Annotated in this window: 18 protein-coding genes; 6 read left to right on the top strand and 12 right to left on the bottom strand. The window is 72.1% G+C overall.

Annotated features, from left to right (window positions below):
* The first annotated feature begins 107 nt into the window (after positions 1 to 107).
* The gene (locus ACZ4SW_RS02360) at positions 108 to 1,499 is read left to right on the top strand and encodes a PAS domain-containing protein (protein ID WP_468236807.1); all 1,392 of its coding nucleotides are present in this window, start codon (positions 108 to 110) and stop codon (positions 1,497 to 1,499) included.
* Positions 1,500 to 1,512: 13 nt separating this feature from the next.
* On the opposite strand, the gene ACZ4SW_RS02355 is transcribed toward ACZ4SW_RS02360, so the two are convergent.
* A complete protein-coding gene (locus ACZ4SW_RS02355) occupies positions 1,513 to 2,301 on the bottom strand; it encodes an SIS domain-containing protein (protein WP_468236804.1) in 789 nt (262 codons plus the stop codon).
* 345 nt (positions 2,302 to 2,646) lie between these two features.
* On the opposite strand from ACZ4SW_RS02355, the gene ACZ4SW_RS02350 reads away from it, so the two are divergent.
* Both ACZ4SW_RS02350 and ACZ4SW_RS02345 read left to right on the top strand, forming a co-directional pair.
* A complete protein-coding gene (locus ACZ4SW_RS02350) occupies positions 2,647 to 3,339 on the top strand; it encodes a metal-dependent transcriptional regulator (protein ID WP_468236800.1) in 693 nt (230 codons plus the stop codon).
* Between the two features lie 716 nt (positions 3,340 to 4,055).
* Entirely contained in the window at positions 4,056 to 4,910 is an 855-nt protein-coding gene (locus ACZ4SW_RS02345; protein ID WP_468236798.1) for an alpha/beta fold hydrolase, read from the top strand.
* 26 nt (positions 4,911 to 4,936) lie between these two features.
* Here the strand turns inward: ACZ4SW_RS02345 and ACZ4SW_RS02340 are convergent, their stop codons facing one another.
* Together ACZ4SW_RS02340 and pdxH are read right to left on the bottom strand one after the other, a co-directional pair.
* A complete protein-coding gene (locus ACZ4SW_RS02340; protein WP_468236795.1) occupies positions 4,937 to 5,125 on the bottom strand; it encodes a hypothetical protein in 189 nt (62 codons plus the stop codon).
* Positions 5,126 to 5,741: 616 nt separating this feature from the next.
* A complete protein-coding gene (gene pdxH, locus ACZ4SW_RS02335) occupies positions 5,742 to 6,380 on the bottom strand; it encodes a pyridoxamine 5'-phosphate oxidase (protein ID WP_468237576.1) in 639 nt (212 codons plus the stop codon).
* 429 nt (positions 6,381 to 6,809) lie between these two features.
* Here pdxH and ACZ4SW_RS02330 point away from each other — a divergent pair, with 429 nt between their 5' ends.
* Positions 6,810 to 7,910 (top strand): citrate synthase 2, encoded by a 1,101-nt coding sequence (locus ACZ4SW_RS02330; RefSeq protein ID WP_468236792.1) that lies wholly within the window; start codon positions 6,810 to 6,812, stop codon positions 7,908 to 7,910.
* 179 nt (positions 7,911 to 8,089) lie between these two features.
* Here ACZ4SW_RS02330 and ACZ4SW_RS02325 read toward each other — a convergent pair whose 3' ends face one another.
* Positions 8,090 to 8,809, bottom strand: coding sequence for an SDR family NAD(P)-dependent oxidoreductase (locus ACZ4SW_RS02325; protein WP_468236790.1), 720 nt, complete (start codon positions 8,807 to 8,809; stop codon positions 8,090 to 8,092).
* Between the two features lie 188 nt (positions 8,810 to 8,997).
* Here ACZ4SW_RS02325 and ACZ4SW_RS02320 point away from each other — a divergent pair, with 188 nt between their 5' ends.
* On the top strand, positions 8,998 to 9,603 hold the full coding sequence (locus ACZ4SW_RS02320; RefSeq protein WP_468236787.1) for a TetR/AcrR family transcriptional regulator: 606 nt from the start codon (positions 8,998 to 9,000) through the stop codon (positions 9,601 to 9,603).
* Between the two features lie 35 nt (positions 9,604 to 9,638).
* Here the strand turns inward: ACZ4SW_RS02320 and ACZ4SW_RS02315 are convergent, their stop codons facing one another.
* From ACZ4SW_RS02315 to ACZ4SW_RS02280, 8 genes are all read right to left on the bottom strand, one after another.
* Complete coding sequence (locus tag ACZ4SW_RS02315) at positions 9,639 to 10,265, bottom strand: TetR/AcrR family transcriptional regulator (protein WP_468236785.1); 627 nt, start codon at positions 10,263 to 10,265, stop codon at positions 9,639 to 9,641.
* Complete coding sequence (locus ACZ4SW_RS02310; protein ID WP_468236782.1) at positions 10,253 to 10,990, bottom strand: enoyl-CoA hydratase family protein; 738 nt, start codon at positions 10,988 to 10,990, stop codon at positions 10,253 to 10,255. The genes ACZ4SW_RS02315 and ACZ4SW_RS02310 overlap by 13 nt, the downstream gene beginning before the upstream one ends.
* Entirely contained in the window at positions 10,987 to 12,552 is a 1,566-nt protein-coding gene (locus ACZ4SW_RS02305) for a 4-coumarate--CoA ligase family protein (RefSeq protein WP_468236777.1), read from the bottom strand. The genes ACZ4SW_RS02310 and ACZ4SW_RS02305 overlap by 4 nt, the downstream gene beginning before the upstream one ends.
* A 29-nt stretch (positions 12,553 to 12,581) precedes the next feature.
* Positions 12,582 to 13,715, bottom strand: coding sequence for an acyl-CoA dehydrogenase family protein (locus tag ACZ4SW_RS02300; protein ID WP_468236774.1), 1,134 nt, complete (start codon positions 13,713 to 13,715; stop codon positions 12,582 to 12,584).
* Between the two features lie 133 nt (positions 13,716 to 13,848).
* Entirely contained in the window at positions 13,849 to 15,690 is a 1,842-nt protein-coding gene (locus ACZ4SW_RS02295; RefSeq protein WP_468237573.1) for an acetyl/propionyl/methylcrotonyl-CoA carboxylase subunit alpha, read from the bottom strand.
* A 23-nt stretch (positions 15,691 to 15,713) separates the two neighbouring features.
* The gene (locus ACZ4SW_RS02290; RefSeq protein WP_468236772.1) at positions 15,714 to 17,312 is read right to left on the bottom strand and encodes an acyl-CoA carboxylase subunit beta; all 1,599 of its coding nucleotides are present in this window, start codon (positions 17,310 to 17,312) and stop codon (positions 15,714 to 15,716) included.
* Positions 17,309 to 19,009 (bottom strand): acyclic terpene utilization AtuA family protein, encoded by a 1,701-nt coding sequence (locus ACZ4SW_RS02285; RefSeq protein ID WP_468236769.1) that lies wholly within the window; start codon positions 19,007 to 19,009, stop codon positions 17,309 to 17,311. Before ACZ4SW_RS02285 ends, ACZ4SW_RS02290 begins: the two co-directional genes overlap by 4 nt.
* Positions 19,006 to 19,800, bottom strand: a complete 795-nt coding sequence (locus tag ACZ4SW_RS02280; protein ID WP_468236766.1) for a TIGR03084 family metal-binding protein — start codon at positions 19,798 to 19,800, stop codon at positions 19,006 to 19,008. Before ACZ4SW_RS02280 ends, ACZ4SW_RS02285 begins: the two co-directional genes overlap by 4 nt.
* A 342-nt stretch (positions 19,801 to 20,142) precedes the next feature.
* On the opposite strand from ACZ4SW_RS02280, the gene ACZ4SW_RS02275 reads away from it, so the two are divergent.
* The gene (locus ACZ4SW_RS02275) at positions 20,143 to 20,277 is read left to right on the top strand and encodes a hypothetical protein (protein WP_468236763.1); all 135 of its coding nucleotides are present in this window, start codon (positions 20,143 to 20,145) and stop codon (positions 20,275 to 20,277) included.
* Positions 20,278 to 20,280: the final 3 nt, after the last annotated feature.

The following is a 20,280-nucleotide window of genomic DNA, read 5'->3' as shown; positions in this document are numbered from 1 at the left end:
ATCTTCTGTGAAGGAGATGTGGGCTGGGTCACGGTCGAGTTGAATGTGGGCGAGAGAGCGGACGAGCGTGCCGTATGGGCGGACGCGCAGGCTGCAGGGGGGTTCGGGTGAGTGCTTCCCGGCGGAGGGGGACCACGGACGAGCTGGGGCCGGACGAGCCGGAGCGGGACGGTTCGGATCTTCTCGCCGCGCTGCTCGACGGAATGGACGCGGCCTTGTGCGCCTTCGACGCGGACGGGGTCGTGACGCACTGGAACCGGGAGGCCGAGCGGATCCTCGGCTGGTCGGCGGCCGAGGCGGTGGGACGGCACGGGTTCGCCGGGTGGGCCGTGCGCAGTGCCGACGCGGCCGAGGTCGAGGCGCGGCTGATGTCCGCGATGCAGGCCCCCGGGCGGCAGGTGCACGAGTTCGCGCTGCTGACGAAGGACGGCGGCCGGGTGCTGGTTCGGACCCAGTCCGCGGCGGTGCGCGGGCCCGACGGAAAACCCGCCGGGGTCTACTGCGCGTTCAGCGAGGTGCACACGCAGATCGACCTGGAGCGGTCGATCGCGCTCAGCGAGGCCCTGTTCGAGGACGCGAGCTGGGGCGTGGTGCTCGTGGACGCGGATCTGCGGCCCGCCGTCGTCAACGCGCACGCGGCCCGGGCACTCGGCATGGGGCGTACGGCCGTGCTGGGACGGCCCCTCGGCGAACTGCTCGCGCAGGGAGCGGAGGAGCTGGAGAGCGCACTGACCCATGTGCTCGCCGAGGGCGCACCGCCGGCGCCCGCCGAGATCTGGGTGAGCGTGCGGACCGCGGAGGGCGACAAGCGGCGCTGCTGGCGCAGCGGCTTCGTGCGGCTGGCCTCACCGCTGGCGGAGGAACCGGTTCCGCTGGGGGTCGGGTGGCTGTTCCAAGATGTCACCGAGGCCAGGCAGACCGAGCAGGAGGCCGCCCTGCTGCGCTTCCGCTCCAACCAGCTCCACCGTGCCGCACGAGCGGCCGCCGAGTGCGAGAACCCGGTCGAAGCGGCCACGATCCACCTGGACTTCGCGCTCGCCGGCTTCGCCGACCACGCCCTGATCGACCGGGTGGCGGACGGCCGGGCGGCCGACGCGCAGGGGCCGGTACGGCTGGTGCGGGCCGCCGAGACGCCCTCCGGGGCACCCGGGCCCAGCCTGCTCACCGGGAAGGCGGGACTGCCCGCGCGGTACGACGCGGGGCATCCCGCCCTGCAGTGCGTGGAGCGCGCCGGAACCGTACGGGCCGACGCGGGCGCCGCCGACCCGGCGCAGGCGCGGGCGTGGGCGCTGGCCCGGCAGTGGCCCGCGGACGCGGTGCACGCCCTGTGCGCGGTGCTGCGCAGCCGGGGGCGGACGCTGGGCGTGGTGACGTTTCTGCGGGGTGCGGGGCGCAGCCGGTTCGAGCGGGCGGACGCGGTGTACGCGGAGGACGTCGCGGTACGGATCGCCACCGCGCTGGACCTGGCCGACGTCGCCCAGGGGCGGCCCGGGGCGTGAGACGCGGGCGCGGCTAGCCGTGGTGGTAGAAGATCCGGTCGGCGTACTCCCGGAGCACCCGGGCGTTCCACTCGTGGCCGCCGTCCACGTTGCCCGACCTCAGAAGCGGCGGTTCGATGCCGCGGTCCGCGAGGTTCGCCGCGGCCGTCGCCATGACCGCCTGGAGCAGGGCCGTGGTGACGACCGTGGAGGCGGGGGCGAAGGGGGCCGGGATGCCGTCGAGGCGGAGTTCCGCGTCACCCACCGCGATCTTCGAGTCGAGCACGATGTCGCAGTGGTCCTTCAGGTACGTGCCGGACGCGTGCCGCGATGCCGTCTCCGCCGCGTACGCCACCGAGGTGACCCCGATGACCTTCACGCCCAGCGCGCGGGCGCTGATCGCCATCTCCACGGGCAGCGCGTTGCGGCCCGACAGGGAGATGATCAGGAGGAGGTCCCCGGAGCGGAGCGGGCTGGCGTCGACGACCGCGCGCGCCAGGCCGTCGACCCGCTCCAGCGCGGAGCCCAGAGTCGCCGGCATCACGTCCACGCCGACGGCCCCGGGCACCGGGAGCAGGTTCATCACGGCGAGGCCGCCGGCGCGGTAGACCAGGTCCTGCGCGGCGAGCGAGGAGTGCCCGGCGCCGAAGGCGAACAGCCGGCCGCCCGCGGCCACGGTGTCCGCGATCAGGGCGCCCGCCGCCGCGATCTCCTCCGCGTCCTCCTCCCGGACGCGCCGCAGCAACCCGATCGCCGCGTCGAAGAACCGCTCCGCCGGCGTGCCCCCGCCCTGCGGTTCCCCAGCGCTCGGCTCTGCGGTCATCGGCGACGCCCCTTCGAAGTCGGCCCGTGTCGCGGATCACGTTGCGGTCTGGACCAGTGGGATGTCAATACGGCCCGCCACGCTCCCGCAGCGCCACGGCCCGCAGCACCCACCGGGCCCGCTGGGCGCGCCCCGCTGCCGCGGCGGTGCCCGCCGCCGGATGCCCTCGCCGCGCCTCGCCAGGACGCGCCGGATGCCGTGGTGGCGCCCCGCGGCCCCCTGGTCCCCCGCCGTGGAATCCTCGCCGCACCCCGGTTGTCAGTGGGATGAGTCAGAATTGACTCCAGGGCCACGCACACGCCGGTGAGCAGTCGAGCCTCCGGCAGATCTCTTCGAGGGGCACGTATGTCCGGACTGATCGACACCACGGAGATGTATCTCCGCACCATCCTCGAGCTCGAGGAGGAAGGCGTGGTCCCCATGCGCGCCCGTATCGCCGAGCGGCTCGACCAGAGCGGCCCGACGGTCAGCCAGACGGTGGCGCGGATGGAGCGCGACGGCCTGGTCTCGGTCGCCGCCGACCGTCACCTGGAGCTCACCGACGAGGGCCGCCGCCTGGCCACCCGCGTGATGCGCAAGCACCGCCTCGCCGAGTGCCTGCTCGTCGACGTGATCGGGCTGGAGTGGGAGCAGGTGCACGCCGAGGCGTGTCGCTGGGAGCACGTGATGAGCGAGGCGGTGGAGCGCCGCGTCCTGGAGCTGCTGCGCCACCCCACCGAGTCGCCGTACGGAAACCCGATCCCGGGCCTCGAGGAGCTCGGCGAGAAGGAGATGGCGGACCCGTTCCTGGACGAGGGCATGGTGTCGCTGGCCGACCTGGATCCGGGCACGGACGGCAAGACGGTCGTCGTGCGCCGCATCGGCGAGCCCATCCAGACCGACGCGCAGCTCATGTACACGCTGCGGCGGGCGGGTGTGCAGCCCGGGTCGGTGGTCAGTGTGACGGAGTCGGCGGGCGGTGTCCTGGTCGGCAGCGGCGGCGAGGCGGCCGAGCTGCAGGTGGACATCGCGTCCCACGTCTTCGTCGCCAAGCCCTGAGGACCCGCAGCCCCTCTTCCGCCCCCTTCACCCCAGCTTGTCCCGCGCAACTCGTGTGACTCCTGGGGCTGTTGTGATGGTTCCGCGATCGTACTGCAATCAAGATTCAGTGAGCCGAATCGCAGCGCCAGGGCCGTTCGCATGCAAGGCTGTCGCATGAGGCATATGACCTGAGGGCTCTTGGCTGGACATGACAGCGATGTCAAAACGGTCGGGAAAGGGGAGGGAGGATATGCCCCCGCAGATGGCCCCGGACCCGGGGAGGGCCCCGGTGCCCATGGGCACCGGGGCCTGTCCTCCCCTGTGTCGACCCGGAGCCCCGAGCTCTCAGGGTCGTCCCCCTCGGACCGGTTTTCCCCGAGCGGTCCGCCTCCCGCAGAAGATCTCCCCGCGCAGACGGCGGCCAATCCTCGAGGGAGGTCACTCGAAGGTGGGGTGTTGCCGCCGGAAACGGCGCTTTCGAATAGCCATTCGATAGCGTGGGGCGGTGACGATCTCGCCCGGCCGGGCGCTGTACCAGCAGACGCCTTCGTCGCACAGCGAGCACCAGAGCACCAGGCACCACCGCCCGACGGCCCCACCCGGCGGCAGCGGTGACCGCCGACACCAGCAGGAGCAGCACGACAGCCGAAGTACGACCCGTACGACACAGCGCGCGGACCGACCGCCCGACGCGGAAGCGAGCGGTCCCGGCGGAGCAGGGGGGTGCCAGGACGATGCGTCGCATCGACGTGACCGGGGCGGGCGGCGTACGCCTCGCCGCATGGGAGTTCGCCGACCCGCCCAAGACCGGCGACGGCGAACACACGCCGGGCGTGCTCTTACTGCACGGACTCATGGGCCGCGCCTCGCACTGGGCGCCCGCCGCCCGCCGGCTCGCCGAACGGCACCGCGCCGTCGCCCTCGACCAGCGCGGCCACGGCCAGAGCGGCAAACCCGCCGACGGCTACACCCGCGAGGCCTACATCGAGGACGCCGAAGCCGCCCTCGAACAACTCGGCCTCGCCCCGGCCGTCCTCATCGGCCACGCCATGGGCGCCCTCACCGCCTGGCAGCTCGCCGCCAAACGCCCCGACCTGGTGCGCGCCCTGATCATCTGCGACATGCGGGCCTCCGCACTCGGCGCCGCCTCCCAGCGCGAGTGGGAGAACTGGTTCAAGACCTGGCCCCTCCCCTTCGCCACACTCGCCGACGTCCGGAAGTGGTTCGGCGAGGACGACCCCTGGGTGGAGCGCCCGAACCCGGCCCGCGGCGAGTTCTACGCCGAGGTGATGACCGAGTCCCCGGACGGCTGGCGCCCCGTCTTCGAACCGGAGCACATGCTGAGGTCCCGCGAGACCTGGGTGTACGACGCGCACTGGGAGGAACTGGCCCAGGTCCGCTGCCCCACCCTGGTCGTCCGCGGCCTGGACGGCGAACTGGGCCGCGCGGAGGCCCAGGAAATGGTCCGCGTCCTCCCCCACGGCCGCTACGCGGAGGTCCCCGACGCCGACCACTTCCTCCACTACGACCAGCCGGACGCCTGGCGAGCCGCCGTCGAACCGTTCCTGTCCGACGTGCTGTCTCCATGAGCGCCGCGGGAGTTCGACAAGAGGGCCTAGGGAACAGCGGCGGCCGTCCTGGGCCCGGCGGCCAGCCGCAGGCCGACCTCCACGAGGGCCCAGCCGAGGCGGATACGGAGGTCTCGGGGGCGCCGAGGCGGTGCGGCGAGGCGGTGCGCGTCGGCGCCCGCGCGAAGTTCGGCGGCACGGAAGCGGTGCAGGGCGAGGTGGGTCTCGGGGTGCATCGGGCTGTGACCTCTCATTCCGTGGTGAGTGGGAACGCGCGTGTCTGGATGCGTACCTGAGCGGCGCCGGCGTCGCCCTCGTCCGCGGCCCGGTCCCGGTAGGTGTCGACGAGCGCATGCATCTTCTCGACGAGTAGCCGGGTGAGCTCCGGCGTCGGCCGTAGCGTGGCAAGTGGGCGGGCACGTGGACAGGACGGATCTCGGTTCGCGCCCGAGGGCAGCACAGCCTCTCTACGCCGGCCGGGCGGATCAACGTCTCCCACTGGAACCTGCGGCTCCTGCAACGGGGCGACGGGCACGGCTACGGCACCCGCCCGGAACCCGCACTGTCAACCTCTCGAAAAACCTGTTGATTGCCTTCGAACCGCTTCTTAGGGTGTGAAGCACACGGGAAAGGAGGTGGTTCGGCAGATGTATGACAACCGGACGCGTGAGGTGACTGCGGGCTAGCGGCTCGCCGTCGTACTCAGTTCGGCGCCGGACCAGCGCGTGCAAGATGCGCGCAGCCGGCCAATCCAACGCAGTCACCCGACCCGCGGGCTCGCCGGTACGTCCGGCCGGCTCCTTCGTCTTCTGGCGGAGGACCTGAGCTCGCGGGTCGTCTGCGTTCTGGGGGTCAGGGGCTCAGGCGCTCCACCCGCCAAGTGCCGTCCGGTTCCGCGACGTAGCGGAGGCGGTCGTGGAGGCGGTTTTCGCGGCCCTGCCAGAACTCGACCGTCGAGGGTGCGATGCGGAAGCCGCCCCAGTGCGGGGGGACCGGGACCTGGGTGCCCTCGGGGTAGCGGGTGGTGAGTTCCCGGTAGGTGGCGTCGAGTTCGGTGCGGGAGTGGATGACCGAGGACTGGGTGCTGGCCCAGGCGCCGAGCTGGGAGCCGTGGGGGCGGGTGCGGAAGTAGGCGGCGGTCTCGTCGCGGCCGGTGCGGTGGGCGGTGCCGGTGACGATGACCTGGCGGGCCATGGGGTGCCAGGGGAAGAGCAGCGAGACGTGGGGGTTGGCGGCGAGGTCCTGGGCCTTGCGGGAGTCGTAGTTGGTGTAGAAGACGAAGCCCTGTTCGTCGTACTGCTTCATCAGGACGGTGCGGGAGCTGGGGCGTCCCTCGGCGTCGGCGGTGGAGACGATCATCGCGTTGGGTTCGTAGATCATTCCGGCGATGGCGGCCTGGGCGGCCTGTTTGAACCAGCGGGCGAACTGGTCCATGGGGTGGGGGGCGAGTGAGGACTCGTCGAGGCCTTCGGCGCGGTAGTGGGCTCGCATTTCCGCGGGGTTGGTGGAGAGGTCCTCGGCGGGGCCTTCGGCCGCGTGTTCGACGATGGCTTCGATAACCGGGTCCGTCGTGGATTTGGCGGCCGGGTGAACGGGGGGCTGGGCTGCGGGTTCGTCCGAGTAGCGGTCGGTCACGTCGTCATCTTGCCGTACGTTCCGTGGGCCTTCGGCGGCCTGTGGACAGTGGGCACGGTGCGGGTGGGCTTCATCACTGTGTGGCACTGAGTGCCGCTTCCTCTCCCCAAAGGTGGCACTCGGGGATATCGTGCTGGTGCCGTTCGGGTTGGGTGACCGCCGACCGATCGGGGCATCAACCGAGGTGACCGTTTCGGACCGCGAGTTTTCGAGAACGACCGCTACAGACCGCGGAGCCGGCGCGGCGCACCCCTTCCCGCCGTACACATCACGAGGAGCCGCCTGATGTCCGATTTCGTACCCGGACTCGAGGGAGTCGTCGCGTTCGAGACGGAGATCGCCGAGCCGGACAAGGAAGGCGGTGCCCTGCGGTACCGGGGCGTCGACATCGAGGAACTGGTCGGCCACGTCTCGTTCGGGAACGTGTGGGGGCTGCTCGTGGACGGCGCCTTCAACCCCGGACTGCCGCCCGCCGAGCCGTTCCCGATCCCGGTGCACTCCGGTGACATCCGGGTGGACGTGCAGTCCGCGCTGGCCATGCTGGCCCCGGTGTGGGGCCTGAAACCGCTGCTTGACATCGACGTGGAGCAGGCCCGCGACGACCTGGCCCGGGCCGCGGTCATGGCGCTGTCGTACGTCGCCCAGTCGGCGCGCGGCCAGGGGCTGCCGATGGTGCCGCAGCGGGAGATCGACAAGGCACGGTCCGTCGTGGAGCGGTTCATGATCCGCTGGCGGGGCGAGCCGGCCCCGAAGCACGTCGCGGCCGTCGACGCCTACTGGACGTCGGCAGCCGAGCACGGCATGAACGCCTCCACCTTCACCGCGCGGGTGATCGCGTCCACGGGCGCGGATGTGGCCGCGGCGCTTTCGGGTGCCGTGGGTGCGATGTCGGGGCCGCTGCACGGCGGCGCGCCCTCCCGTGTGCTCGGCATGATCGAGGAGATCGAGCGCACCGGTGACGCGGAGGCCTATGTGAAGGGGGCCCTGGACCGGGGCGAGCGGCTGATGGGCTTCGGCCACCGGGTGTACCGGGCGGAGGACCCGAGGGCGCGCGTGCTGCGGCGCACCGCCCGTGAGCTGGGCGCGCCGCGCTTCGAGATCGCGGAGGCGCTGGAGAAGGCGGCGCTGGAGGAGCTGCACAACCGCCGTCCCGACCGTGTGCTGGCCACGAACGTGGAGTTCTGGGCGGCGATCGTGCTGGACTTCGCCGAGGTCCCGGCGCACATGTTCACGTCGATGTTCACGTGCGCCCGTACGGCCGGCTGGTCGGCGCACATCCTGGAGCAGAAGCGCACGGGCCGCCTGGTGCGCCCGTCGGCCCGTTACGTCGGCCCGGGGCCGCGCAGCCCGCAGGAGATCGAGGGGTACGCGGACATCGCGCACTGATGGCGCTTTCCCACCTCGACCTGTCCGCCGCTGCGGCGGCGGACAGGGTTCCCGGCCCCCGTATCGCAGCCGCGGCGCCCACTGCCCGGCCGGTGGGTGGGACGGCAGGTCAGGTGTGAAGACCCGGCGCGGAGCGTACGAAGCTCACGACGGCACTGGTCGGCTTGTGGCCTCATCGCCTACACGGCGCGGGCGTGGACGCCGATGCCGCCGGAGACGAGCAGGTTGTCGCCCGTGATGTAGCCGGCGGCGTCGGATGCGAGGAAGGCGACGGCTTCGGCGATGTCCGCGGGGGCTCCCACGCGGCCGAGGGGAACGCCTTCGCCCCAGGAGGCGATCGTGTCCGCGGAGATGCCCATCTTGCTGTACACGGGGGTGTCGACCACGCCGGGGCTCACCGCGTTGACCCGGATGCGGCGCGGGGCGAGTTCGATGGCTGCGGACCGCACGAGGGGCAGCAGGGCTCCCTTGGCGGCGGTCATGGCGGCGCCGAGCCCCTCGGCGGCGCCGACGGTGAGCACCACGGACGCGCCTTCGTTCAGCAGGGGGAGCGCCTTTTGGAGTGTGAAGAAGTTGCCCTTGACGTTGATGTCGAACAGGGCGTCGAAGGTGGGCTCGTCGGTGGACTCGATCGAGAGGCCGGGACGGGGCAGGCCCGCGTTGAGGTGGAGCAGGTCGAGGGAGCCCAGGTGCGCGCGGGCCTGGTCCAGGGCCCGGTCGATGTCGGTCAGGGAGCCGATGTCGGCCTCCACGGCGATGACGTCTGCGGGAAGGCCGGCGTTGGCGGGATCGCCGAGACCGGTGACCATCACGCGATAGCCGCGCGAGTGGAGCAGTTCTGCGGTGGCCTTGCCGATCCCGCTGGTCCCACCGGTGATGAGTGCCTTCTTCGTTGCCACGGTTGTTCTCCTTGCTGATCGGGCGGGGACGCCGCCAGCTCTGTCGCCGCGGGCAGAGAGGAACAGAGGAAGGGAAGGCGAAGCGCCGTGCAGGCGCCCGGCGGCTCCATGACAGCGTACGCCATGTTGGCAGTGGCTGCCAGATCCTAGGCGAGTGCCAAATTGGCAGGCGTCGCTAAGCTGGTCGCATGACGCAGGGAACACAAGGCAGAGGGGCGGCTACGTCCACGCTGTGGGATCGCACGCGGCAACTGGCCGCTCAGGAGATCCTCCGGACCGCGTTGCGCCTGTTCACGCAGCAGGGCTACGAGGAGACGACCATCGCGCAGATCGCCCGCGAGGCCGGAGTCTCCCAGCGCACCCTCTTCCGCTACTTCGGCACCAAGGAAGACCTCATCGGCGGCAGCGAGGAGCAGTTCGTCACCCTCCTGACGGAAACCGTCCGCAACCAGCCCGCCGATGCCGACGCCTGGGAGGCGTTGCGTGCCGCGTTCAAGGCCGCACTCTCCCTCCACACGAGTCCCGAGGAGGCGCTGGAGCGCTTCCGCTTGGTGCACCGCACCGACTCACTGCGCGCCGCCTATCTCGGGAAACGCATGCGCTGCCAGGAGGAGCTGCTGCCACTGCTCGAAGCCAGACTGACGCGCTCGGGGACGGACAGAGGGCAGGCCCGCGCCATCGTCGCGACCGCGTTCGCATGCTTCGATGCCGCCACTGCGACGTGGCTCGAGGGCAACGGGCAGGGCGACATCCTCGACCTGTACGACCAGGGCCTGGCTGCGGTACGCGGCTAGGGCGGGTTGCGAAAGTCCCGCCTTCGCGGAGGCCCTCAACAGCCCAGCGCCTCCTCCAGCAGCGCCGCCCACTGGGCCACCACCTTCTCCCGGCGGGCGCCGTCGTCGGTGAGGAGGTTGGCCAGGCCCAGACCGCGGGCCATGTCCAGCAGGCCCTGGACCGTTTCGCGGACGCCCGGCCGCGTTTCGTCGGCGCCGAGCAGGTCGACGGCTATGCGGTGGGTCTCGCGGCCGACGCGGGCCTCCAGCTCGGTCACGCGGGGCCGCAGCGGCTCCTCGTTGGAGGCGGCGACCCACAGGTGCAGGGCCGCGCGGAACAGCGGCCCGGTGTAGAGGTCGACGAGGGCCGCGACCACCGCACGCCGGTCGGCGGCACCGTGCGGGAACAGGGCCCGCAGCGCGGTGGAGCGTTCCTCGGCGACGTACTCGACGGCCGCCGTGAACAGGTCCTCCCGGGTCGGGAAGTGGTGCTGGGCGGCGCCCCGGGAGACGCCGGCGCGTTCGGCGACCACGGAGACCGTGGAGCCGGCCCAGCCGTGGTCGGCGAGGCAGGCCACGGCGGCCTGGAGGAGCCGTTGCCGGGTGGCCCGGCTGCGGTCCTGCTTGGGCACGCGGTCCTGCTTGGGGACGCGCTCGCGTTCTGCTGTGCTCACACCACCCATGAGGGATCCCGTCGTTCCAGGAAGGCCGTCATTCCCTCGCGGGCCTGCGGGGAGGAGAACAGCCGGGCCGAGAGCGCGGTCAGGTCGGCCGCGTCCCGGTCGAAGGTCTCCAGCACCGTAGCGGTGAGGAGCCGTTTGGTCTCCGCCAGGGCCCGGGGTGCGGCCCGCCGCAGTCCGTCGAGCACGGGTTCGAGGACCTGATCGACGTCGTCGCCGGCGGCGGTGAGCAGTCCGGTGCGTACGGCTTCGCGGGCATCGAAGCGTTCGCCGGTGAGGTAGTGGCGGGCGAGGGCGCGGGGGTCGGTGCGCGGCAGCAGGGGCAGGGAGATCACGGCGGGGGCGACTCCGATGCGCACCTCGGTGAAGGCGAAGGTGGCCGTGGTGGACGCGGCGGCGATGTCGCAGGCGGCGAGCAGTCCGAGGCCGCCCGCGCGTACGTGTCCGGTCACCCGGGCGACGACGGGTTGGGGCAGCTCGACGATCTGCCGCAACAGGGCGACCAGGGCATCCGGGTCCGGTGGGTCGCGCAGGTCGGCGCCCGCGCAGAAGGTGTTCCCGGTGTGGGTGAGGACGACGGCGCGTACGTCGCCGTCCTTGCCGCAGCCGGTGAGCGCGTCCGCGAGCGCGCCGACGAGCGCGGCCGACAGGGCGTTGCGGTTGGCGGGCGAGTCGAGGGTGAGGGTGGCGATGCCGCGGTGGTGGGCGGTGCGGACGGGGCCGGTCATATCCGCTCCCTGAGCTGTCGGCGGAGGATCTTCCCGGAGGCGGCGCGGGGCACTTGGTCGATGAAGGTGACGTTGCGGACGCGTTTGTAGGGGGCGACACGTTCGGCGACGTACATCATGACCTCGCCCTCGGAGAGGTCGTCGGCGCCCGGGCGGCGGACGACGAAGGCGTGCGGGACCTCGTTGTGGTCGTCGTTGTAGACGCCGATGACGGCGGCGTCGGTGATCCTCGGGTGGGTGAGGAGGAGGGCTTCGAGTTCGGCGGGGGCCACCTGGAAGCCCTTGTACTTGATGAGTTCCTTCACCCGGTCGACGACGAACAGCCAGCCGTCGGCGTCGACGTGGCCGATGTCCCCGGTGTGCAGCCAGCCGTCGCGGTCGATCATCGCGTCGGTGGCCTCGGGCCGGCCCAGGTAGCCCTTCATCACCTGGGGGCCGCGGAAGGCGATCTCGCCGGCCTCGCCGACGCCGAGGTCCTTGTCCGGGTCGTCGAGGGACAGGATGCGCATCTCGGTGCCGGGGACCAGTTTGCCGACCGTGCCGGGGGGCGCGTCACGGGCGTCCAGGGGTACCACGTGCGTGCACGGGGACAGTTCGGTCATGCCGTACCCCTGGCCGATGGGCGGCAGTCCGAGGCGCCGGGCGCAGGCCACGGCCAGGCCTGCGTCCAGGGGTGCCGCGGCGCTGATGATGTACTTCAGGGACGACAGGTCGTACTGGGCGACGACGGGATGCTTGGCGAGGGCGAGCACGATCGGCGGGGCCACGTACAGGCCGGTGATGCGGTGGTTCTGGATGGCCGCGAGGAAGGTGTCCAGGTCGAAGCGCGGCAGTACGACGACGGTGGCGCCCTGCAGCAGGGGCGCGTTCATGAGGGCCGTCATGCCGTAGATGTGGAAGAAGGGGAGCACGGCGAGGATGCGCTCGCCGGGTCCCGTCCCGATGAGCGGCCGTATCTGCGCGAGGTTGGTGGCGATCTGGCGGTGGGTGAGCATGACGCCCTTGGGGATGCCGGTGGTCCCGGAGGAGTACGGGAGTGCGGCAATGTCCTGCGCCGGGTCGATGACGACCTGGGGTTCCGGTGCGGTGGAGGCCAGCATGTCGATCAGCGAGCGGTGGCCGGGCGCGCTGTCGCAGACGAGGATCTCCCGGACGCCGCCCGAGAGTTCGGCGGCGCGGCGGGCCGTCTGAAGGAGCGGTGAGACGGTGACGATCCAGCGGGCCGCCGAGTCCCGCAGTTGCTTGGCGAACTCCTCGGCCGTGGCCTGCGGGTGCACGGTCGTGACGGAGGCGCCCGCGCGGGTGGCCGCGTAGAAGGCGAGGGGGAAGGCGATCGTGTTGGGGCTGTGCAGTGCGAGCACGTCGCCCTTGCGCACCCCGGCCTCGGCGAGCGCGGCGGCGATCCGCCGGTGGAAACGGTCCAGTTGTTCGTAGGTGAGGGTGGTGCCGTCCGTGCCGTCGATCAGGGCGGGCAGCTCGCCGAACTCGGCGGCCCGGCCCAGCACGGCGTCGTGGATGGGGAGTTCGACGGGCGGGACGTCTGCGTACTCGCTGCGGAACACTGTTCCTCCTCGCGCCGGCGCGCCGGGTGTCAGTACGACTTGGGCAGGCCCAGGGTCTGGTGGGAGATGTAGTTGAGAATCATCTCCCGGCTCACCGGTGCGATACGAGACACGCGCACCACCGTGATGAGGGAGGCGAGCCCGAACTCGCGGGTGAGGCCGTTGCCGCCGAGGGTGTGCACGGCCTGGTCGACGGCCTTCACCGAGGCTTCGCCGGCCGCGTACTTGGCCATGTTGGCGGCTTCTCCGGCGGCCGTGTCGTCCCCGGAGTCGTAGAGGAAGGCGGCCTTCTGCATCATCAGGCGGGCCAGTTCCAGGTCGATGTGCGCCTGCGCGAGGGGGTGCGCGATCGCCTGGTGGGCGCCGATGGGCTGCTGCCAGACGGTACGGTCGCGCGCGTACTCCACGGCGCGGGTGAGCGCGTGGCGGCCGAGGCCGATGGCGAAGGCGGCGGTCATGATGCGTTCCGGGTTCAGCCCGGCGAACAGTTGGAGCAGGCCGGCGTTCTCGTCGCCGACGAGCGCGTCGGCGGGCAGCCGTACGTCGTCCAGGGTCAGCTCGAACTGCTTCTCCCGCCCGGTGAGTTCCATGTCGATCTGCCGCCGCTCGAAGCCGGGGGCGTCGCGGGGGACGATGAACAGGCAGGGCTTGAGCCTGCCGGTGCGGGCGTCCTCCGTGCGGCCGACGACGAGGGTCGCGTCCGCGATGTCGACGCCGGAGATGAACACCTTGCGGCCGTTCAGGACCCAGTCGCCGCCGTCGCGGCGGGCGGTGGTGGTGATGCGGTGGGAGTTGGAGCCGGCGTCGGGTTCGGTGATGCCGAAGGCCATGATCCGGGTGCCGTCGGCCAGGCCCGGCAGCCATTGTTCCTTCTGTGCGGCGGTGCCGAAGCGGGCGATGACCGTGCCGCAGATGGCGGGTGAGACGACGAGCATGAGGAGGGGGCAGCCGGCTGCGCCCAGTTCTTCGAGGACGATGGAGAGGTCGGCTATGCCGCCTCCTCCGCCGCCGTACTCCTGCGGCAGGTTGACGCCGAGGTAGCCGAGCTTGGCCGCCTCGGACCAGAGTTCGGTGGGGTTGTGGGTACGGCCGTGGCGGGCGCCCAGGGCGGCCACCGCTGCGCGGAGGGCTTTCTGTTCCTCGGATTCGATGACGGGGCTCATTGTCGTCTCCCGGGTGCCGGTCCGTTGTGGTTGCTCGCTCCCCCACGTTCTCGGCTTCGCTCGAACAGGGGGGACCCCCATCGCGGCGGTAGCCGCATATCGATACAGCTCCGCGCCCCTGAAGGGCGCGTCCCTACTCGGTGGTTTGCACCACTGCAAGCAGTGCGCCGACCTCCACCTGCCGGCCGGGCGTCGCATGCAGGGCCGTCAAGGTGCCCGTCACCGGGGCCGTGATCTTGTGTTCCATCTTCATCGCCTCCAGCCAGAGCAGGGGCTCCCCGGCCCTCACCGCCGCCCCCACCGTCAGCCCCTCCGCGACTCGTACGACCGTCCCGGGCATGGGGGCCAGCAGGGAGCCCGGCGCGTGGGCGGCCGTGGGTTCGTCGAAGCGGGGCAGGGCGGTGAGGGCCGTCGGGCCGACGTACACCTCGTCGCCGTAGCGGCTGACCTGGAACTTCCGCCGTACGCCGGCCACCTCGAGGATCACCAGGTGCGTGTCCGCGTGCACCACCCGCACCCCCTCCGCCGCGAGGCCCCCGCGTGTGTGCCGGTAGCGGACCTCGTGCTCCTCGCCCGCCATGAGGTACCGCTTGACCTGCGGCTGCGACGGCAGGTTCCGCCAGCCGCCGAACCGTGAGCGGCCGTGGGCGTCCGCGAGGGCGGCGGCCAGGGGGGCGTACGGGTCGGAGGCCGGCGCGGTGAGGGCGGGCAGGTGGCGGTCGTAGAAGCCCGTGTCCATCCGGGCCGTCGTGAACTCCTCGTGGCGCAGGGAGCGGACCAGCAGGTCCCGGTTCGTGACCGGGCCGTGGATCTCCGCCCGCTCCAGGGCGCCCGCCAGCTTGCGGATCGCCTCCGCGCGCGTGGGGGCGTGGGCGACGGCCTTGGCCAGCATGGGGTCGTAGTGGACGCCTATCGCGTCGCCGTCGGTGTACCCGGTGTCCAGGCGTACGTCCGGTACGGCGAGGCGGTGCAGGGTGCCGGTCTGCGGGGCCCAGTCCCGGGCCGGGTCCTCGGCGTAGAGGCGGGCCTCGATCGCGTGCCCACGCGCGCGTGGCGGCTCGTCGTCCAGTGCCGCGCCTTCCGCGACGCGGATCTGCAGGGCCACCAGGTCGATTCCGAACACCGCTTCGGTGACCGGGTGTTCCACCTGGAGGCGGGTGTTCATCTCCAGGAAGTGGGCCCTGTCCCCCGCGACCAGGAACTCGACCGTGCCCGCGCCCACGTAGTCGACGGCACGGGCGGCCCGTACGGCCATCGCGCGCAGGGATTGCTCCAGTTCGGGGGTCAGACCGGGTGCCGGGGCCTCCTCGATCACCTTCTGGTGGCGGCGCTGGAGGGAGCAGTCCCGGGTGCCGAGCGCCCACACCGTGCCGTGCGTGTCGGCGAGGACCTGCACCTCCACGTGGCGGCCGCCTTCGAGGTACGGCTCGATGAACACCTCGTCGTCGCCGAAGGCGCTGCGTGCCTCCGCGCGGGCGGCCGTCAGCTCGGCGTCCAGGTCCGCCAGCCGCCGTACGATGCGCATGCCGCGTCCGCCGCCGCCCGCCGCCGCCTTCACCAGCACCGGCAGGTCGGCCTCCGTCACGGTGGTGAGCGGCTCCAGGCCCATCAGTTTCTTCGCGCGCGTCTTGGACGCCATCGCCTCGATCGCCTCCGGCGGCGGCCCGATCCACACCAGGCCCGCGTCGCGCACCGCGCGCGCGAAGTCGGCGTTCTCGGAGAGGAAGCCGTAGCCGGGGTGCACGGCGTCGGCGCCGGACGCGAGGGCGGCCTCGACGATCAGGTCGCCCCGCAGGTACGTGTCGGCGGGTGCGGCGCCCGGGAGGCGTACGGCCGTGTCGGCCACGCGCGCGTGGAGCGCGTGCTCGTCGGCGTCCGAGTGCACGGCGACCGTGCGGATGCCCAGGTCGCGGCAGGTGCGGGCGATGCGGCAGGCGATCTCGCCGCGGTTCGCCACCAGAACGGAGGTCATCAGGGGCATGGCGGGCATCGCGGGCCTCACATCCGGAAGACGCCGAATCCGCCACGCGCGCCCTGGTAGGGCGCGGTGTGGATCGCGGACAGGCACAGGCCGAGGACGGTGCGGGTGTCGCGCGGGTCGATGACGCCGTCGTCGTACAGCCGCCCGGACAGGAACATCGGCAGGGACTCGGACTCGATCTGCTGCTCCACCATGGCGCGCAGGGCGGCGTCGGCGTCCTCGTCGTACGGCCGGCCCTTGGCCGCGGCGGACTGGCGGGCGACGATCGACAGGACGCCCGCGAGCTGCTGCGGGCCCATGACGGCGGACTTGGCGCTGGGCCAGGCGAACAGGAAGCGGGGGTCGTAGGCGCGTCCGCACATGCCGTAGTGCCCGGCGCCGTACGAGGCGCCCATGAGCACCGACAGGTGCGGCACCCTGCTGTTGCTGACGGCGTTGATCATCATCGCGCCGTGCTTGATGATGCCGCCCTGCTCGTACTCCTTGCCGACCATGTAGCCGGTGGTGTTGTGGAGGAACAGGAGCGGGATGTCGCGCTGGTTGGCGAGCTGGATGAACTGGGCCGCCTTCTGGGACTCCGCGCTGAACAGCACCCCCTGCGCGTTGGCCAGGATGCCGACCGGGTAGCCGTGCAGGGCGGCCCATCCGGTGCACAGACTGGTGCCGTACAGCGGTTTGAACTCGTCGAAGTCGGAGCCGTCGACGATGCGGGCGATGACCTCGCGCGGGTCGAAGGGCACCTTCAGGTCGCCGGGCACGATCCCGAGGAGTTCCTCCGCGTCGTACTCGGGTGGCTCCGCCGGGCCCGGGTCGGCGTACGCCTTGCGGTGGTTGAGGCGGGCGACCACGCGCCGGGCCTGCCGGATCGCGTCCTGCTCGTCGAGGGCGTAGTAGTCGGCGAGGCCCGACACGCGCGCGTGCATCTCGGCGCCGCCCAGGGACTCGTCGTCGCTCTCCTCGCCGGTGGCCATCTTCACCAGCGGCGGTCCGCCGAGGAACACCTTCGCCCGCTCCCTGACCATGATCACGTGGTCGGACATGCCGGGGATGTACGCCCCCCCGGCCGTGGAGTTGCCGAAGACGACCGCGAGGGTCGGGATTCCGGCGGCGGACAGGCGGGTCAGGTCCCGGAAGACGGCGCCCCCGGGGATGAAGATCTCCTTCTGGGACGGCAGGTCGGCGCCCCCGGACTCCACGAGGCTGATGCACGGCAGCCGGTTGGCGAGCGCGATGTCGTTGGCGCGCAGGGCCTTCTTCAGGCTCCACGGGTTGCTGGCGCCGCCCCGCACGGTGGGGTCGTTCGCGGTGATCAGGCATTCGACGCCCGCCACGACGCCGATGCCGGTGACGAGGGAGGCGCCGACCGTGTGGTCGCTGCCCCAGGCGGCCAGCGGGGACAGCTCCAGGAAGGGTGTGTCGGGGTCGAGGAGGAGTTCGACGCGTTCGCGGGCGAGGAGCTTGCCACGCGCCCGGTGGCGGGCGACGTACTTGTCGCCGCCGCCCGCGAGGGCCTTGGCGTGCTCGGCGTCCAGTTCGGCGAGTTTGGCGAGCATGGCGTCGCGGTGGGCGAGGAAGTCGGGGCCGCGGGGGTCCAGGGCCGACGACAGCACGGTCACAGGAGGGCCTCCGGTATCTCCAGGTGGCGGGCGCGCAGCCATTCGCCGAGGCCCTTGGCCTGCGGGTCGAAGCGGTGCCGCGCGGCGACGCCCTCGCCGAGGATCCCCTCGACGACGAAGTTCAGGGCGCGCAGGTTGGGCAGGACGTGGCGGACGACGGGCAGGCGGGCCGTCTCGGGGAGCAGGGCGCGGAAGCGGTCGACGGTGAGGGTGTGGGCGAGCCACCGCCAGGCTTCGTCGGTGCGGGCCCAGACGCCGACGTTGGCGCTGCCGCCCTTGTCGCCGCTGCGGGCGCCGGCGACGAGACCGAGGGGGGCGCGGCGGGTGGGGCCCGGGGGCAGCGGCTCGGGCAGGGACGGTTCGGGTACGTCGTCGAGTACACGGGTGTGGTGGGGCGATGGCACGGGGATGCGGCGGCCGTCGTTGAGGACCGCCACATGGGCTACGGCACCATGGTCGACTCGGGCCTCCTCGAAGACCCCATAGGGTTCGCCTTTCCCCGGTGGGGCGACCAGGTGGAAGCCGGGGTAGCTGGCGAGCGCGAGTTCGACGGCGGCGCCGCTGAGCGAACGGCCCACGGCGTCCTCGGCGGAGTCCCGCACCACGAGCCGCAGCAGGGCGCTCGCGGTCTCCTCGGTGGGTGCGTCGGGGTGGTCGGTGCGGGCGAGTTCCCAGCGCACACTCTCGGGACGCGACTTCGCGGCGTCGAGGGCCGCCTCCATCTGGGCCCTCACGAGCGCGGCCTTGGCCTCGATGTCGAGCCCGGTCAGCACGAAGGCGACCTCGTTGCGGAAGCCGCCGAGCCTGCTGAGGCCGACCTTCAGCGCCGGGGGCGGCGCCTCCCCGCGCACGCCGTCGACGCGCACCCGGTCGGGCCCCTCCCGGGTGAGCCGGACGGTGTCCAGGCGGGCGGTGACATCGGGGCCCGCGTACCGGGCGCCGCCCGTCTCGTACAGCAGTTGCGCCGTGACCGTGCCGATGTCCACGACGCCGCCGGTGCCGTCGTGCTTGGTGATGACGCTGCTGCCGTCCTCGTGCAGTTCGGCGAGCGGGAAGCCGGGCCGGCGCAGCAGCTCGGGCGGATGCCCGGTGAAGAAGGCGTAGTTGCCGCCGGTGGCCTGCGCCCCGCACTCCAGCACGTGCCCGGCGACCATCGCGCCCGCCAGCCGGTCGTACTCCTCGGGCCCCCAGCCGAAGTGGGCGACGGCGGGCCCGGTGACCAGCGCCGCGTCCGTCACGCGCCCGGTGACCACGACGTCGGTGCCCTCGCGAAGGCACGCGGCGATGCCGTGGCCGCCGAGGTAGGCGTGGGCGGTGAGGGCGCCGGGGTACGAGGCGGTGAGGTCGTCGCCCTCGACGTGCGCCACCCGGACGGGGATGCCGAGGCGCGCCGCCAACTCCCGTACGACGTCGGCGAGTCCGGCGGGGTTGAGGCCGCCGGCGTTGGCCACCACGCGCACGCCCCGCTCGTGGGCGATGCCCAGGCACTCCTCCAACTGGCGCAGGAACGTGCGGGCGTAGCCGCCGCCGGGGTTCTTCAGGCGGTCGCGGCCGAGGATCAGCATGGTCAGCTCGGCGAGATAGTCGCCGGTGACGACGTCGAGGGGGCCGCCGGTGAGCATCTCGCGCAGGGCGTCGAAACGGTCGCCGTAGAAGCCGGAGGCGTTGCCTATGCGCAGCGGGCGGGGGGCGGTCACCGGGCGGCCCCCTTCGGCGGGCGTCCGGTGCCGGGCGGGCCCGCGAAGGCCTGTGCGATGTCCAGCCAGCGGTCGGCGTCCGGGCCCTCGGCGCGCAGGGCGAGGTCGGCGCGGTGGGCGCGTTGAGTGACCAGAAGGCAGAAGTCGAGGGCGGGTCCGGTGACGCGCTGCGGGGCGTCTTCGGGGCCGTACGTCCACACGTCGCCCGACGGTGCGACGAGTTCGAGGCGGAACGGGTCGGCGGGTGCGGGCAGTGCGTGGACCGTGTAGGAGAAGTCGCGGGTGCGGAACCCGAGCCGGGCGATGTGCCGGAGCCGGGCGGTGGGGGCGGGTGCGGCGCCGAGCGCGTCCGCCACGTCCAGGCCGTGCGCCCACGTCTCCATGAGGCGGGCGGTGGCCATGGAGGCGGTCGACATCGGGGGGCCGTACCAGGGGAAACGGGCGCCGGGGGGTGCCTGGCGCAGGGCCCGGTCGAGCGCGGTGCGGCCCTCGCGCCACCGGGCGAGCAGTGCGGCGGGCGGGCGTTCGGCCTCCGCGCGTGCGGCCTCGTCGACCCAGGTGCCGGGGGATGCGAGGGCCTTGTCCACCTCCGGTGCGAACGCCGCCGGGTCCGTGACGGCCAGCAGGGCGGCGCGGTCGGTCCAGGCGAGGTGCGCGATCTGGTGGGCGATGGTCCAGCCCTCGGCGGGGGTGTCCAGCGCCCAGTCATCCTCTGCCAACTCGGCCACCAGGCCGTCGAGTTGCTCGCTCTCCCGGCCCAGGTCGTCGATCACGGACGATACGTCGGACACGATGCGCTCCCCTCGGGGCACGACGGTGTGCGTGGGGAGCATGGCAGCGGGCGGAGAAACAAGCAAGCATGCTTGCATGGATCGACCGCACCCAGGCGGCTCACAGGAAGAGGCCCCGGGGACAAGCAGCACTCAGGTTCTCCGGCCGAATCCCAGCAATTCCCAAGGAATTCACAGCTCCCGTTTGCCGTTCTTTGCCGTTGTGCAGCCGACGGCCGTGTAAGTTCTTCCGTGTCGGGCGGCGAGGAATTCCCGAAAGAAACAGCCGGGAATCCTCACGCGCCCGCCGAGAATTCTCGCAGCACCGCACGGAAATATCGAGAAACCCTCAAGGAGACGGAAATGAGCTTCAAGAAGCTTGCCCCGCTGCCCCCGAAGCCCAAGGCCAAGCAGCTCCCGCCCCCGCCGAAGCCGAAGCCGAAGAAGAAGCACCAGCCGAAGCCGCTGCCCAAGCCGCTGCCCGGCCACAACCACTGACCC

This window comes from Streptomyces sp. NPDC028331 (genome assembly GCF_055565775.1).
The sequence above is the reverse complement of the archived record's forward strand: the minus strand, read 5'-3'. Positions and strand labels throughout refer to the sequence as shown.